Source organism: Mesorhizobium monacense, from assembly GCF_056781675.1.
This window is the reverse complement of sequence record NZ_CM165567.1, coordinates 2,615,432-2,629,611: the sequence shown is the minus strand read 5'-3', so window position 1 is coordinate 2,629,611 and position 14,180 is coordinate 2,615,432. Positions and strand designations below refer to the sequence as shown.

The following is a 14,180-nucleotide window of genomic DNA, read 5'->3' as shown; positions in this document are numbered from 1 at the left end:
AGCAGAAAAGCTCACCTGCGACAAACCTCAGCAAGGCTTTCGGAGTCTTCGACACAGTCAGGCGGGTCCAGCATATGTTCATCGGCTGCCTGGTTGGCAGATGATTGTCAACTCAAAGCAGGTCGCATTCGGTCGCCAGGCTGAGAGCCGTCTGAAGCCTGTCAGGGGTCGGCCGAGGCGTGAAGACGCTGGACACTCCCGGCGCCAGCGTCCAGCCGCCCTCGTCCATCACGACCTTCAGGCGGAGGATGAACCTGCCCCGCGCCCGCGCATCCGCCAGTCCCCGTCCGACTGACCAGTACACGTGCTGAGCCAGTACCCAGGTCTCCAGCACATGGCGCGTGAACTCCCTGGCCGGAGCGCCCTCCCAAGCTGCCGCTTCGTGCTTGGCTCGAAACAGCGGCAGCCGGTCCCGTCGGTCGAAATTCTCTCCGACATCTGGCGCGTTGGCGATGGAGAAGGCCAATCCGTCGACGATGACGGCAGCGAGGCCAGCGCGTGAAGCATCGGCCAGAACCTCGGTCATGCGGTTCATCAAGTCAGTCGGGCCGACTCCTGAAAGGTGACCGGCTTCCAGCCACGTCTCCGAGGTGCGCTGTTCATGGCCGATCCCGGCTTCTTCGAGAAACGCAGCGACAAGCTCCTCGGTGGTCTTTGACCGATCGTCGAGCTGGCGCAGGATCCAGGCGAAGAGCGTTTCCAGCGTCAGGCGGAACAGCTGACGGACCTGCAGCTGCCGCCATCTTGTCACGGTGTCTTCCAGGTCAGTCGTCGGATTGAAGGCCGAGGGCGCTCCGGCCATCGTGCCGCGGATGCGGTCGACTTCGGTCGAGGCTGTGTTGGCGACGGCCTCCAGCATGAGCCTCCCTCCATTTTTCCTGACCGCGGGAGCAGACGGTCCGAACAGCATGTTTGCGGCGGCTTCCTTCTCGGCGTCGGTGACGGTTCCGAACGACCATGCAGCGGCCCAGTCCATGGCCTCGTCCGAACTGACGCTGACGCTGCCGAGGCTGCTGAAGGCAGGATGATCGAGCCTGTCCGCGATCAGCGTCTCGATAGCGTCAATCGCGGGCTCGGCGGCGGCTGTCGGCACTAGTATTCCCAGGTGGACGGGATGCTGCTCGACCCAGCCGAGCGACTTCAGCCCCGGCCCGTAGTTCACGGGCGCGGTGAATGCCGTCGAATAGCGACGCTCTTCCCGGCGCTTCTTCCAAGCCGGACCGCTGAACTGGTAGCTGGTTTCGCGCAAGAGCGCGCCGAGAACCTGACGGCCAGGCAAATCGGCATTGGAGTCCAGAAGGAACTGCGACCACGCGTAGATCACTTCGATGCGGTCCACGAAATCGAGCAGGAGGTCGACCTTGATGTCCCCGGCTTCCTGTTTTTCCGCGAGCTGGCGCGCCCGGCGCCATGCCCAGGCGACGATCACGAAGGGCCGGATGTGACGGGCGACATTGTTCAGGCCAGGGAGAACCTGGTCCATCAGGTCGAAATTGGTCTGCCGCAGGCCCAGAGGGTCGACGCCGCCAAGTCGGGGGGCGGTCGGCGGCACGAAGACGGGACCTTCGGCTGCGCTGGCGGCCGCGGTCATCTCGGCCAGGGAATTTTCAGCCATGTTCAGCCTCCTCCGGCCAGATCAGGACGTGGCCGCAGCAGTTCCTGGCTGTCGCCACTGCCGTCGAGCGCAATTTGCCTACCTCGATCTTCGGCAGCGTGCGGTGGCATTTCGGGCACGCCTCCGACCATTGCCTCATGACTTCGATCTTCTTTCTCGACCGCTCGGACTTGAACGCATCGGCCATGGTGGCGAACTCGTCCTTTGCAGCGAGGGCGAGTTCCCCGTATCCGTCTGAGGGAAGGCCCGCCGCGAGAGCGTCGAGGTAGGACCTGGCCTGCTCCCGATAAGTGCGGATACCGCGCACCCGGTCCCAAAGTTCGGGAAAAGTCGCATTCTGGTTCAGCACGGAATGAAAGCCTCGCGCGAGTTCGGGCGACGGGCAGTCGCCTTGCAGGTCGGCTCCCAACCCAACCAGCCTCGATCGGGCGGCGCGAAGGTCGTTCTCGTCGATACGCGTCCCGAGGAGGGTAAGAACGACTGCAGAAACCAGTTCGCGCCTGTCATCGGGAATTTCAATCCTGGTCAACGCGTCGAGCAGCCGCTGGAGCCACCCCTTTGCCCGCTGCTGGTCCGGCTGCAGCCGTTCGCAGATGTACTGCGTCAGGTCCAACGCCCGGAAAGCGTGAAGCTCGACCAGCCCGGGAGAAAGCATCTTGTCGAGGAACTGCTCGAACACGGCCAATGAATGGTCCACGGCCCGATCGACGGCTTGGACCTCTTCCGTGATGACGTCGCCTTCGTCGTCGCTGTCTGCATTGCGTATGGCTCCGACTTGCTCCAGGGGACCGCGCTTCTCCCGCAGCGCGGCGAAGACATATCCCATGAAGCGGACCCAGCCAGCTCCGCCAGCGCTCGTCCGATCCGCTCCCAGCACCGAGGCGCGAACGAGGCGCAGGTCAGAAACTGCGACCGTCTGATCCTCGGATGCCGCGCGCACTCCGGCGCCTCCGCCGCCGATCGGCATTGCCGCCTGCGCCATTCTGCGGGGGTCCTCGTGGAACCAGCTCATCATGGCTGCAACGTCAGCAGGCGTCTCAGTCCCCGCCAGGATAGCCAGCAGACGTGGTCCGAGCGGTCCTGCGCGCCGTGTCATCTCGGTGAACGCGGCAAGCGAAACGAAGCCTTCGGCGACCGTTCCATCGGAAGCTTCGACGCGCACCACCAGCCGGCCGCCCTTCCATGACTGAACCTCCAGGCCCGGCGCGCTGGCGGTGAACGAACCATCGGCGGCAAGCTCGACGTCGTCCAGCTTGCGAGGACCTTCCGCGGTGACCTGATAGACCGAGACCGCCCCCGTCATTGCGGGCGCAAGCACTTGGCCGGAGATGTGGTCGCCTTCCAGAACCGCCCGCAGAATGCCGATCGGCGCGCTTCCATCGTCGGCATCGTCGACTGGGTCCATCGGCTGGAGAGGCGACGAGGGAACGTATGTCCAGCCAACCATGCGGTCTCGCTGCATCCGGGCTACGCAGGCTTCGACGTTGCGCCCGGCTCCCAAGGCTGCGGTCGAGGCATTGGGGCTGCCTGAGACAAGCAGCCGACCACGCCTGCATATGATTTCGAAGGCCTTCGCATGGAGCCGACGTGGCTTGTCTTCCTTCAGGACATCGAGTTCGACCGCACGGACTTCGACGCTTGTCTGGGATGGCCAGTTTGCCCCGATCTTCCCCTGGACCGTGCCGCCGTTGTGCGCATGAATGAAAACGTGATCAAGGCCGACGGTTTCACAAAGGCGGCTGATCGCCTTCCCGTTATCCCAGAATGGCGCGGCCGCGATCAGCCTTGTCGCTCCGCCCAAGCTATCGACAGCATTGGCGATCTTGCCCGATATAGCCCCATCCAGGCTGTGGAAGAGACGGATGTCCCCGTTGCGGGACCGCCCGAGAGTCGACTTCCGAAGATCGTTGGCGACAAGCTCGCAATGATTGGCGGCGCCGTGGCGGACGTTGTCGGCGAGAGCCAGCAGTTCGAAGAAGCCCGCAGCGTCGTCGATCGCGTCGGCCGCGAAGGCCGGATGCAGATGCTCGACGACCTCAAGGTTGCCTCCCCAGCCGTTGAAGGTCAGGTTTCCTGATCCCACCAGCAGGTGGCATTCGCCGTCGGCGACCAACACAGAGAGCTTCGGGTGGAAAACGCCCGCGGCAACCGAGATCGGCTCGAGCTCGTAGTCCCGCCCCACGCGTCGCGCCCCTTGCTCGCTGAGACCCGCCCGGACCCCTTCGACGTCGGCGAGGATGAGCGCCTCGCGCCCTCCGCCGCGTACGAGAGCGTCGAGCAGCACAGCCTCGAAGAAGGACAGGCTCAAAGCATAGGTCGTGAAGACTGCACGATCCCATGGATGCGCAGATATCAGCTCAAGCGGCGACAAGGCCAACAATCCCCCCCTTGCGCGCTTGCCTGAGCCAGCAAAGTACGCGCTACTCGGAAGCAATAGCTGATCTGAAGCAGTGTGTCCCAGACTTCATTAGCATTAGCGCGACTAGATATTGCTTGGCCCGGGATGCGGGATAGCCCAGATTCCTCGGCCAAGCCCCTTGACAGCCTTTCGAATGTTCACTATTCGTTCCGGAATCATGATCAGCCGTCCGCACCTCGCCTCCATACGCTAAGCCGCTTCCGCTGCCGCCATCCGGCGGCCGCGCGCGAATGCGTAGGGCGAAGGACAAGACCGTGATCCGCACCTCCAGAAAATCCGAGACGACAACGAGGCAATGCAGCCGTTCGCTGATACGCGCTGCCGTCGGCGCGTGAGCGCCTTCCTCATCCAGTTTCCGAAATTCATGACCGTGCCGGCCTACCGCCACGGACTACGACCGAGGTGTCGAAATGATCCGATACAAAACCCTGGAGGGCGCCAGGCGCAGCAATGACAACGACAACGCCTTCCACGATTCGCTCCGCGAATCCTTTCCTCGCTTTCTCGCTTTTTGCGGGATCATGCGTGCGTGCCGACCCATTCCGCAGTTTCGACTGATGAAACCCGTCGTCGTCGGCCTCGTGCTTCCGGAAGGAACGGACGCTGACATTTACGAAAGCGCAGCCCGCTACGCGGCGCATGGCCCGTCTTTCGTCAACGGAGGCCTTGACGGCACCGAAGTGCTGAGGAGGACGAAAGACCGCGGGAAAAAGGCGACCGACGGTGATTTGTTAAAGACGCTTTCATTTCAGCGCCGCGTTGTTCTGGTGGCGGAAAACATGGAGTGCGTGCCGGACAGTTTCCATCTTGCTGCGGACGCGGTGGTCCAGGTCGGCCCCGTCCTACCGCGCCATGTCATTGCTGCGGCGAGGTTCTGCCTCCAGATCGACGTTACGCACCAGCAGGCGGAGTTTATCGCCACGGTACCAATTGCAGTCATCGCCGCCGTGCTCCGCCAGGGGAGGCCGATCGCAGCGGCGATTGAGTTGATGAAGAGGGCTGCCGTCCCAAAGCCCCGTGATGTGTCCGGCCCGAAGCTGCACGACCTGCACGGCCTCGGGGAGGCGGGCGAATGGGGGCGCGAACTGGCAACCGACCTAGCCGAATGGCGGGCTGGAAAGATCGGCTGGGCCGATGTCGATCGTGGCATCCTGGTTTCCGGGCCGCCCGGGACCGGGAAGACCACCTTCGCGCAGGCGCTCGCGCGCACATGCAATGTCCATCTCGTGCTTGGCTCCGTTGCACGCTGGCAGGCCAAGGGGCATCTTGGCGACATGCTGAAGGCAATGCGCGCAGCCTTCGAAGAAGCCAATAGAAATGCTCCCTCGATCCTCTTTCTCGATGAGATCGACGCGGTGGGTGATCGCGAAAAATTCAGCGGTCACAACGCACAGTATTCCTCGGAAGTAGTGGCAGCCCTTCTCGAATGCATCGACGGTGCAGAGGGGCGCGAAGGTGTTGTGGTCGTTGGGGCCTGCAATCATCCCCAACAACTCGACGCGGCGCTCATCCGGGCTGGCCGCCTTGACAGGCATGTCAGGATTTCCTTGCCTGATCTGAAAGGGCGCGAGGGAATTCTTCGCTGGCACCTGCAAGGCTTGCTTGTCGACGCCGACCTGTCCGGCGTCGCGAGCAGGACGGAGGGCTGGAGCGGCGCGGCGCTCGAGCAACTCGTGCGGCAGGGCAGGCGGCGGGCAAGACGGGCGCGTCGGAGCATTGCGCTTGATGACCTTGCGGCCGAACTGCCCGTCCTAGTTTCCATCCCGGCAGCAATGCGGCGCAGGTTCGCCGTCCATGAAGCGGGCCATGCGGTGGTCTGCCTTGCCATCGACGCCGCCGAGATCGTCAGCGTGTCGATCATCGACACATTCGACGTCTCAGGCGGACGCGTGCAGGACGGCGGCGGCATTGTTTTCAGCGAACCGGGTCTGCGTGAACGGACGCCGTCGCAGTTCCTTGACAGGATCGCCATGGCTCTGGGCGGGATTGCCGCCGAGGAGGTTTTGCTCGGAGCGAGATCCGCTGGCGGAGGTGGTTCGAGCGGATCTGACCTGCACAATGCGACAATGTTAGCCCTGACGTTCGAAGCTTCGTACGGGCTTGGCGAAAGCCTGGCTTACATCGCCGCCGACAACGAGGACGACCTGTTCACGGCCATGCGGTTCGACCGTGCCCTTCAGGAGCGCGTTGATAGAATGCTGATGGAGCAGTTCGAGCGGGCGAGACGTATCATTGGAGAGCGTCGGACGGAGGTCGAGCGGATCGTCGAAGCCTTGCTCGCTAAGGGCGCCTTGGTGGCCGAGGGGATCAAGGAGATTATCGAGCAGCAGCCGAGGCTGAAGTTGGAGCCGGAAAAGAGGGCGGTGTAGCGGGAATCCTTGGCACGAAAGCGGAGCCCGGAAAGCCAATTGTTGGCAAATCGAATCTTGAACATCGTCGCAAGAGATTTGATGGGTATGACTGCGGAGCTAGGATCACTCCATGTCGGGAACTTCCCCGCCAACAAAGAGCATCGTCGGCTCCCCGTATTCGCCGAGCAACGGGTTAGCATCGCGTGACCACGCGATCACGCCGACATGTTTCCCTGCCAAGCCCTTCGCGGTCCTTATTGCGCGGTCCTCAGTCTGCTGCTCGGCTGGCCCGAAGACAGGCTGAAGGTCGCCTGTCTCGTCGCGGTCGAAGGCGGTAACGACGATTAGCTTGGGTGCCTTGCGCTGTGGAAGAATGCTCTCGGACATGTTTGTGCCTTTCATGGGCCGACCTAGTCAGTTTCACCGCGCCTGCGCTTGTGCCACCCCCGGCTGAACCCAAAGCTCACCGCAGGCGCCCATAGGGTTACCTCACGCTCCAACGCGGCGTTGGCGGCAAGAAGGGTTTTCACCGCCTGCCTGGCGTCTCCGCCGTTGGCAGCTATGGCCTCGTCGGCGGCAAGTTCCCATTCATTGGAAGGTGGGTCGAGATGGTCCCGCTCGGTCGCCATCTGGTTACGCCGCGAACAGCTCAAGTTGCCGGTCGTCGCGTGGCGGATCGTAGCAGCCTGGCGCTCTCCGTTCCGCGTAGTCCTCGGCAAGTCTGTAAGGCTCGTAGTAGGCGACGCGCAATAGCGGAAGGATGCGCTCCTCGTAGAGGTCAAGCTCTTCGTCGGCTAGCTCTTCCAAGTCGCATCTGGCCAGCTTGTGGGCAACGTCGTCCTCGGGTCGGCTCTTGCCGAAGTGGCCTGCCTTGCGAAGCGCCGCAAGTACCTCCGGGCAAGCGTCCTCAAATGTCTCGCCCCAATCATCCGCAGTATCATAGCCATAAGGCGGCACGGGGTCCGTTCGCATGTCCATGGCTGTTACCCCACAACAGGGTCGTAGCCGATGGACACTACGCCCGGATGCCTGTGGGCTATGGCGAGTATCTGGGTCTCAAGCTCGCAGTTGTACGCCATGAGCGCCTTCACGGTCTCCAGAGGGCTGTCGTAGCGGGCGATGAGCTTCTCGGCCTCCGAATGCAGTTCGGCCTTGGCTGCCGCGTCTAAATGCATGATGCCCATGCGGTTTCTCCTAGCGTGTCGCCCGGCGGGGTGCGGCGAGCGCGTCGAGGCGGTCCTGAAGGCGACCATTGAGAACAATCATTTCCTTGAGTGCCTTCATCACGTCGCCCTTGTGGACGGCAACGAACTTGTCGGCGACGGCCTGAAGAGCAGTCTCTTGGCGGCTGTCGAGCGTCACAATGTGGTCCATGGCGGTTACTCCAAACGCTTTGTGGATGCAGTGAACAAAAAGAGAACAAAAATGTCAAGAGCGGATTGACCGAGAGAGGAATGGGTTCCTATTTTGGGTCATGCCCGATACTGGTGGAAGACGAAAGCGCGGAGGCGAATGGAAACTCAGCAATGCCCATGAGACAGGGCAGCTCGTGCTGGTCCGCTGTGGGCTCTGCAACGTGAAGCGTTGGTATCAGCCGAGCGACCTGAAGGAAATCTTTGGGGACGTTGAGGCCGAGCTGGTAGGGAGCAAAATGAGTTGCGAACGGTGTGGCAAGAACGACTACATGCACGCCGAAACACAAAATCCCTCGGCGCGAGAGCGGCAGGGTATCCGGGTCAGGCGGCTTGCTGAAATCCTGACGGTACGGCGGGTCGTTTGGCGTGACGAGGAGTGAGGAAGCCTGCGGCCTTTGCAGCCAACCTCACTCAGATAATGACGATATCCACCTACGCCTGCCGCGTAGCGGATGAGGATGCATTCCTAGACCGTCACCACTTTCGGACTGTATGGATTTGATGGTCAATCTCGAGTCGAATGGCCTTGGTGGCAGCATTCTCACCCATCACGCTCTTCAGTTCGCGTAGCTCGCCAATTATCTCATCCCCTTGAAGAATGCCTTTCTTTACCAAGAGCTTTCCGATTATGCCCAACAGGATGTTGGTCGTGATGTTGTCGTGCTCTGCGGGATTTTGCATTCTTAATCTCCTTCGTTTGCCAATGTTTCGGCTCGGAAACGACGAAGTCATCGGAGTGAGCCAATAGCCGACAACCTCGCCCCATTGGATGGGGTAGGCGGCGGCCTCTGGTTTCTCCAGGGGTTCAGCCCCAGCGAATGCCGGAGTGTCTTAGAGATGCACTGAGCGCATCGACCCGAGCCATGAATATGGCGTTTGCAGCGGGGGACGTCAACTACCCCCTCAAAGCCGGAGCCGTTGTCAGTTACTAAGCTGGCTTCTTCGGCAGACACTCCTTCGGAACCTCGATCGGGCCGACCTCGCATTCAGTTGGGCGGGTCGCATTCCAAGTCGAAATCAGCTTGCAGTAATTGTCTTTCCACCATGCCTTAATGTTGCGGTCGTACTTCTCCAAACCCTTATTCTTCGGGAGGCGATGCCCGTCGGTGATGTAGAAACTCGCGCTTTCCCCAGCATGACGCACATGAAAGTGAGGGGGTGGGTGTTCGTCGCCCTGTATGACTATCGACATGCCATTGATCCGGTCGACTTGATCCTCTGTTAGGTAACGCAGCCCGCTGTCGGTGAGTATTGGTCCTTGAAAAAAACTCTCATCGAGCTCATCGACAAGGCCCTGGGGGATTTGAATTTCGACAATCGCCATTTGCCTAACTATCCCGTTAAAAGAGAGAACCTTGGGCTGGTGCCTGCTGCGGGAACTTGATCTGCGTGACGGGCTTCTCCACGATCACAAGAGCGTCGTCGAGTGCCGTCCGCTGTAGCCGCTTCGCCTCAGACCAAGGCGCGGTCAGCCACGTCTCAGTTTCCTCTAGCGTCCTCAAGAGAACCGGCATGGCCTTCTCATGGATCGGCTTGATGAGGGTGTTGGGCGGGGTTGTCAGGAAGCCGTAGACCTCGTGATCGCGGGGACCGTCCTTCACCTTGCGCACTCCATGCCAAGTGGTCCAAACCCCCGCGAAGAAGAACAGTGGGCGGTCTTCATTCAGGGCAAACCAATAGTTCCGCTGAACGCCCGTCTCGGGGTCCTTGTCATTCTTCTCTGGGCTTGGCTCGGCAAAGCTCGTCACTGGAACCACACAACGATGCTCTACGCCAAGGTATTGCTGCCAATAGGCAAGGTGGGTCTTGCGCACGTTTGTGGTGCCGTAATCGGCGTTACCCTTCACATGCTCTACAGGCGTCGGCATGCCCCATAGCAGATTGGCAAGCTCGCGTTGTCCGTCCGACGCATTGCGAACTACAGGACCGGGAGGCCGGTTGGGGTAGATGTCAATGGATGGCTCAAGGTTGCCCAAGATGTCCCGCAGGGTGCCGGTCCACTGGCGGATGGCTTCTTGCGATGTGGTGAGGTTGTAGAGGTTGCACATGGGCGGAAAGATGGACTGAACAGGAGCCGAAATCCAGATGCCGTTCCAAGCGAGTGGGTGTCTGTCAAAACAGCCGTTTCGAGGGCAGACAGCCCCAGAAACCCAACGAAGAACATTGCGCATGATGAGTGGCCTACCCCGATCAAAGTGCGCGATGCATGAGTACAGTCGCCCAACGCCGACTTGGTTGCAGCTGCTGACGTGTGAAACAGACGAAACACGGGAGAGGGGGCGCACATGCGTGGGCCGCGAAGCGCTCGAGAAGAGACAGATACTTCACTGAATAATCTGGCGAACAGCGCGGCGAACGTCGCATTAGTCAGCGGGGCTGCAGTGAAAAAGGCGAATGCTGTCGTCCTTTTTTGATATGTATTCAGATGCAATTCAGTCATTGTAAAATTACTGCATTGCGCCGAAGACCAGTCACTAATATGTTCCAGAAACTGCTCTTCAGGGGAGGGGATGATGGCGGAGTTAAAGTACGGCGGATCTGCGCTTGGGCGAACACACGCCAAGAGCAACGGTCGGAAGGTCGAGGCATACTGGCTGGGTTTTCTTGAGGGTGTCCTGGCCAGCGAATCCATTGAGAGCCTAGAGGTCGCCTCGATCCGGGCCGAAGCCGAACAGTTCCTCCATCTTTTTGGCGACGCCGACGCCGCTGATCTCATCCAGGACCTGGACACTGCATATGGTGACTACCACGGGGAGATTTTCGAGATCATCTCCGGAATCGTTGATTATCGCTTGAGGCCGTTCTCCGAAAGCAGCTCAAATGACTGCTGCAACAGGTTCTTCGGCTTCTGTGCTGGGATCGCCTGCGACAATCGTCTGAAGATCAAGGAAGTCGAAAAGCTGATCGACCGCATCGACCGGAATCCTCAGCTGCTCGATGACGCCAGGATTGCGGCTTTGAAGGGTGTAGCTGTCAAGGCGATATCGGACGGGCATCTATCGATGGAGGAAGAAGAAGACATCGGCGAATGGATAGTTCGATTGGTCGGCGATAGCTGCGCAGACACAGGATTGCCAACGTACGGGAACACGCCATCGATAGACGGCGTCCTGAGAGATGCGAGCATGTTGGTGTTCGAGAACTCGGGATTTGTAGTGACGGGTGCCTTCAGTCTGGGGCCTCGAAAAATTATCGAAGGATGGATCGTCGAGCGGGGAGGGCTGGTCTCCAAGAGCGTTTCCCGCAGCACCGACTATCTGATCGTAGCCGCCATCGCCTCGCGCGATTGGCTCCACAGCCATCAGGGAATTAAGATCATCGAAGCCCGGAAACTTCGCGAGAGTGGCGGCCGCATACATTTCGTGGAAGAGCTTACTTTCCGCAAGGCGCTGGGCTTTTAGAGCGGTTCTTTCAACGAACGATACAGTTCTGGACGAGTTTAGAGCGGTCTTTGCTTGCCACGGACATTCGCCCAATGTCCTTGAAAGAGCCAAGACTAGTCGACTGCCAGTCAGCCTCTCCGAATGCTGCGTTTGACTACTAGCTTAAGGTCCTCAATGGTCCAAATGCTGCTGCCCGTTTCCTCTATCGGAACGAGCAGCACTAGAAGCGGTCATTCTCGAGCAGATTTTCTACCGTCGCCCTGGGGCCGAAAGCGGAAGGGCCGATTTCGAGCGAGCGGCTGGAGGGGAAGCGGCCACTGTTTCCTTGCGCGCTCTCGACCGAACTTCCACATTCCTCGTGTCCCCGCAAGCACTTTGCAGAGCCAAAGGCCTCGGAGAGCAACCTCGCTATTGACCCAAGTCCATTGCTATCTGGACATCCTGCCACGCCGCGTTATGCCGGCCGGCATTCGTCAGCCTGCCAGGCGTGACGCGGCTCGGTTACGAGTTACGGAAGCGCTGCATGCCCTTCCTCAACATCGTCAGACAGGACCCAGCATGCCTCGTCTATTTATCGGGAGCCGTGATCCTATCGAGAACTCTAGCGATCATCTCTTCGACTTTGTCGGCAAAGCCGTCCAAGCCGAGCTGACGTAGTCTCAGCACCACATGCTCGGCGATCTGCAGCTGACTGTTCTTGTCGAGCACAACAGGCGCGACCTTATCCAAGAGCTCAATATTCTGATAGATCTCCTTCGCGATGATCAGATAGGCAACGAACTGCATTGCCGCTTCCAACAAGGTGAAATTTGGCGCTGGTGTATTTCTGGCGAGGGCCGTCTCGAAGGTCTTGCGGTTGTCCGCGCCGCGCTCTACGCAATCTGCGAGAGCCTCGATGCGGGGCCCACCCAAGAAGCCAGCTCCAATGGGGTCAGCGCGCTTGGCGGCCTCTATCCAGTCATGCTCTTCGTTCATCGGCTTGCCCATCCGTTCGTTCGAGGATTGCTTGTCGGCTTGCGATAATGGCGGCAAAATTGCTCTTGCCGAAATAGTGCAGACCAGTGAATAGAATTCCCATCAGGATCAGAATTGTATAGTTGACGCCAGAAATGTCATCCTCCGCAAAGCCAAAATAGCCAAGAATAGCGTAGAATAAACTTACGGCATAAACGATATATATTTGCCTATTCGAGCCTGGAATAACTGGCCGGAATTCTATCTTATTGTCGGTCACTTCCTTCAGATTCGAGAGGGTGATCGACATGGCCCGCAGCCGGTATGCGGTGATCTTTCTATGGGTCCACGTTAGGTGCTCGTTCTTTGATCGAAGCGTCCCGGTCCAGTTCGAGCGGAAATATTCGGCGATGGCGATCGCGTCTGAGACACTTTCTGACGCGAGAACGCGTATGGCGAAACGGTCCGCGAAAACCTCCGCCGAAGCTCTCTTGAACAAGTCCATCGACCGAAAGAAGCCGAAACATACGAATAAAAACGTAGCAAGCAAATACCAAAAACTCGGCGAAGTGCTGTAAAGAAAGAAAGCCGATGTCAAAATGACGGAAACCATAGTGATGCGCGGCGTAAGCCAGCCTGAGCCGCCTTCGAAGTTTCCGTGAGCCAACTCGTGATACAATAGAAACTTCTCGGCCAGCGGCATGTCGGGATCCATGATATCGGCGTGCGGAAACAAAATGAATGTCGGGCCGAACGGATTGAACACGCAGCGCAGGTCGACGGGGCTGCTGTCGGCCGGAGTCAGAAAGTAGAGCTTGCCGGCCTGATCGGCATGCATTCCCGTGCCACGAAACTGTTGCTGGAAATATCCCAGCTTCAAAAGCGCGCCGTTGTCGGGGTATTCCCGTCGCATCCAAGCCTTCTGGGGGGCTTCGTACAACTCGGTCGCAAGCGCAGCGAGTGCCGTCCGTCCCTCGAACAGGCCGAGCGCAGTGGAAGAAAATGCCGCGCAAACAATTGCGAGCACGAACAATACGGCGGACTGCAGGGAAGGAAAGGCTATGAGCCAAGCTCCCAGCATGAGCTTGAACTCGATGCAGAGCTCACTGAAAATGGTGGAGTATATTACGGAGACGATGGTGAGCTGAGGCCCTCTCTGATCCATATTCGGCTCCTCCTCAATTGTGGTCGAGTTCGCGCTAAGCTTGCATTGCCGGGTGACTGGCGGCAAGCCACGTTTCGTAGATGGTCGCGAAGCCAACGTGACCCGGCGTCACGATGGAAGAGAGCAGCCGTCCTCCGTTTCACCCGCTTCAGGCGACCGGGGTCGGGTCGGTCACCCGTTCGCCCTGGGCCGGGTAGTGGGCTGGATCGAGCCGCGCCCTCGATGGAAGAGCCTAACGACCGCTTCGGAAAAACGGTGCCGCTCGTCTGAACGGCAGCCATGCGGCGCATTGCGGTCCGCTGGCGGGGGCAGCTCGATACTCTGCTGGGCGGCAATAACGCGCGGAAGGCGAAGCGGCAACGCCTGGCGCTTGTTTGCATTACGAGGGCTTTGCGTGCTCGGCGGCCACCGGCGGCTCCATTGCTGGGTCGCCCATGCCTGCGCAAGCGCAAAGCGTTGCTGCCGTTTCGCGATTGACCAGGTAAGCCTGTGCAAACGGAATATACTTGGGTGCTCTTTGATTGCCTCGATCGCCAGTATGCAAGCTTGCTCGGCCGTCGCAGCATACAACTCGTGCACTTAAGTCTCGAAGCTGGCTGACGGTCGGTGATTTCACTGACCGTCGCCATCACGCACCGATTCCGTTCGGCGCTGAAACGTCCGGCACTGGGCTGGAACCTCGCGATCGCGTTGGCGCCACCTGAACGAATAGAGCGTTCCATAGCCGACTGGCTTGCGCGGGTCGGTTGCGGATGGCAAAACTAACCAAATTCATTCCGCTTGATCGACCCGACAAACTGGGTCGCAATCTTGGGAACGGAGATGGCGTCGGAAGATAATATCTTTCGCAGTATTGATGCGCCAACTGTCCCATATAA

General features: G+C 59.7%; 15 protein-coding genes. 3 read left to right on the top strand and 12 right to left on the bottom strand.

The window, feature by feature from the left end:
* Nucleotides 1-112 precede the first annotated feature (112 nt).
* Nucleotides 113-1,615 carry a septum formation inhibitor-activating ATPase gene (locus AC1RUK_RS12645; protein ID WP_481835358.1) on the bottom strand — a complete coding sequence of 501 codons (1,503 nt, stop codon included), beginning with the start codon at nt 1,613-1,615 and terminating at the stop codon, nt 113-115.
* Nucleotides 1,608-3,986: a phospholipase D-like domain-containing protein gene (locus tag AC1RUK_RS12640; RefSeq protein WP_481835359.1), complete on the bottom strand. Its 2,379-nt coding sequence runs from the start codon at nt 3,984-3,986 to the stop codon at nt 1,608-1,610. The genes AC1RUK_RS12645 and AC1RUK_RS12640 overlap by 8 nt, the downstream gene beginning before the upstream one ends.
* A 458-nt stretch (nt 3,987-4,444) precedes the next feature.
* On the opposite strand from AC1RUK_RS12640, the gene AC1RUK_RS12635 reads away from it, so the two are divergent.
* Nucleotides 4,445-6,403, top strand: a complete 1,959-nt coding sequence (locus AC1RUK_RS12635) for an AAA family ATPase (protein ID WP_481840258.1) — start codon at nt 4,445-4,447, stop codon at nt 6,401-6,403.
* Nucleotides 6,404-6,508: 105 nt separating this feature from the next.
* Here AC1RUK_RS12635 and AC1RUK_RS12630 read toward each other — a convergent pair whose 3' ends face one another.
* From AC1RUK_RS12630 to AC1RUK_RS12610, 5 genes are read right to left on the bottom strand one after another with little or no spacing between them, the layout of a single operon-like run.
* Complete coding sequence (locus AC1RUK_RS12630) at nt 6,509-6,772, bottom strand: hypothetical protein (RefSeq protein WP_481835361.1); 264 nt, start codon at nt 6,770-6,772, stop codon at nt 6,509-6,511.
* 23 nt (nt 6,773-6,795) lie between these two features.
* Entirely contained in the window at nt 6,796-7,014 is a 219-nt protein-coding gene (locus tag AC1RUK_RS12625; protein ID WP_481835362.1) for a hypothetical protein, read from the bottom strand.
* Between the two features lie 4 nt (nt 7,015-7,018).
* Nucleotides 7,019-7,363 carry a hypothetical protein gene (locus AC1RUK_RS12620; protein ID WP_481835363.1) on the bottom strand — a complete coding sequence of 115 codons (345 nt, stop codon included), beginning with the start codon at nt 7,361-7,363 and terminating at the stop codon, nt 7,019-7,021.
* Nucleotides 7,364-7,368: 5 nt separating this feature from the next.
* Complete coding sequence (locus tag AC1RUK_RS12615) at nt 7,369-7,569, bottom strand: hypothetical protein (protein ID WP_481835364.1); 201 nt, start codon at nt 7,567-7,569, stop codon at nt 7,369-7,371.
* Between the two features lie 10 nt (nt 7,570-7,579).
* Nucleotides 7,580-7,759 carry a hypothetical protein gene (locus AC1RUK_RS12610; RefSeq protein ID WP_481835365.1) on the bottom strand — a complete coding sequence of 60 codons (180 nt, stop codon included), beginning with the start codon at nt 7,757-7,759 and terminating at the stop codon, nt 7,580-7,582.
* Nucleotides 7,760-7,859: 100 nt separating this feature from the next.
* Between AC1RUK_RS12610 and AC1RUK_RS12605 the strand changes: the two genes are divergently transcribed.
* Nucleotides 7,860-8,180, top strand: coding sequence for a hypothetical protein (locus AC1RUK_RS12605; protein WP_481835366.1), 321 nt, complete (start codon nt 7,860-7,862; stop codon nt 8,178-8,180).
* A 94-nt stretch (nt 8,181-8,274) separates the two neighbouring features.
* Here the strand turns inward: AC1RUK_RS12605 and AC1RUK_RS12600 are convergent, their stop codons facing one another.
* From AC1RUK_RS12600 to AC1RUK_RS12590, 3 genes are all read right to left on the bottom strand, one after another.
* A complete protein-coding gene (locus AC1RUK_RS12600; protein ID WP_481835367.1) occupies nt 8,275-8,481 on the bottom strand; it encodes a hypothetical protein in 207 nt (68 codons plus the stop codon).
* Between the two features lie 247 nt (nt 8,482-8,728).
* Nucleotides 8,729-9,124, bottom strand: a complete 396-nt coding sequence (locus tag AC1RUK_RS12595) for a DUF4160 domain-containing protein (protein ID WP_481835368.1) — start codon at nt 9,122-9,124, stop codon at nt 8,729-8,731.
* 16 nt (nt 9,125-9,140) lie between these two features.
* Nucleotides 9,141-9,848, bottom strand: coding sequence for an SOS response-associated peptidase (locus AC1RUK_RS12590; RefSeq protein ID WP_481839520.1), 708 nt, complete (start codon nt 9,846-9,848; stop codon nt 9,141-9,143).
* Between the two features lie 462 nt (nt 9,849-10,310).
* Here AC1RUK_RS12590 and AC1RUK_RS12585 point away from each other — a divergent pair, with 462 nt between their 5' ends.
* Entirely contained in the window at nt 10,311-11,201 is an 891-nt protein-coding gene (locus AC1RUK_RS12585; protein WP_481835369.1) for a BRCT domain-containing protein, read from the top strand.
* Nucleotides 11,202-11,750: 549 nt separating this feature from the next.
* On the opposite strand, the gene AC1RUK_RS12580 is transcribed toward AC1RUK_RS12585, so the two are convergent.
* Nucleotides 11,751-12,158: a hypothetical protein gene (locus tag AC1RUK_RS12580; RefSeq protein ID WP_481835370.1), complete on the bottom strand. Its 408-nt coding sequence runs from the start codon at nt 12,156-12,158 to the stop codon at nt 11,751-11,753.
* Nucleotides 12,142-13,368, bottom strand: coding sequence for a hypothetical protein (locus AC1RUK_RS12575; RefSeq protein WP_481835371.1), 1,227 nt, complete (start codon nt 13,366-13,368; stop codon nt 12,142-12,144). Before AC1RUK_RS12575 ends, AC1RUK_RS12580 begins: the two co-directional genes overlap by 17 nt.
* Nucleotides 13,369-14,180: the final 812 nt, after the last annotated feature.

What these genes read in the sequence shown, in the direction of transcription:
- AC1RUK_RS12645 (WP_481835358.1), bottom strand. Translation starts at nt 1,615, where the DNA reads ATGGCTGAAAATTCCCTGGCCGAGATGACCGCGGCCGCCAGCGCAGCC.
- AC1RUK_RS12635 (WP_481840258.1), top strand. Translation starts at nt 4,445, where the DNA reads ATGATCCGATACAAAACCCTGGAGGGCGCCAGGCGCAGCAATGACAAC.
- AC1RUK_RS12630 (WP_481835361.1), bottom strand. Translation starts at nt 6,772, where the DNA reads ATGTCCGAGAGCATTCTTCCACAGCGCAAGGCACCCAAGCTAATCGTC.
- AC1RUK_RS12625 (WP_481835362.1), bottom strand. Translation starts at nt 7,014, where the DNA reads ATGGCGACCGAGCGGGACCATCTCGACCCACCTTCCAATGAATGGGAA.
- AC1RUK_RS12620 (WP_481835363.1), bottom strand. Translation starts at nt 7,363, where the DNA reads ATGGACATGCGAACGGACCCCGTGCCGCCTTATGGCTATGATACTGCG.
- AC1RUK_RS12615 (WP_481835364.1), bottom strand. Translation starts at nt 7,569, where the DNA reads ATGGGCATCATGCATTTAGACGCGGCAGCCAAGGCCGAACTGCATTCG.
- AC1RUK_RS12610 (WP_481835365.1), bottom strand. Translation starts at nt 7,759, where the DNA reads ATGGACCACATTGTGACGCTCGACAGCCGCCAAGAGACTGCTCTTCAG.
- AC1RUK_RS12605 (WP_481835366.1), top strand. Translation starts at nt 7,860, where the DNA reads ATGCCCGATACTGGTGGAAGACGAAAGCGCGGAGGCGAATGGAAACTC.
- AC1RUK_RS12600 (WP_481835367.1), bottom strand. Translation starts at nt 8,481, where the DNA reads ATGCAAAATCCCGCAGAGCACGACAACATCACGACCAACATCCTGTTG.
- AC1RUK_RS12595 (WP_481835368.1), bottom strand. Translation starts at nt 9,124, where the DNA reads ATGGCGATTGTCGAAATTCAAATCCCCCAGGGCCTTGTCGATGAGCTC.
- AC1RUK_RS12590 (WP_481839520.1), bottom strand. Translation starts at nt 9,848, where the DNA reads ATGTGCAACCTCTACAACCTCACCACATCGCAAGAAGCCATCCGCCAG.
- AC1RUK_RS12585 (WP_481835369.1), top strand. Translation starts at nt 10,311, where the DNA reads ATGATGGCGGAGTTAAAGTACGGCGGATCTGCGCTTGGGCGAACACAC.
- AC1RUK_RS12580 (WP_481835370.1), bottom strand. Translation starts at nt 12,158, where the DNA reads ATGAACGAAGAGCATGACTGGATAGAGGCCGCCAAGCGCGCTGACCCC.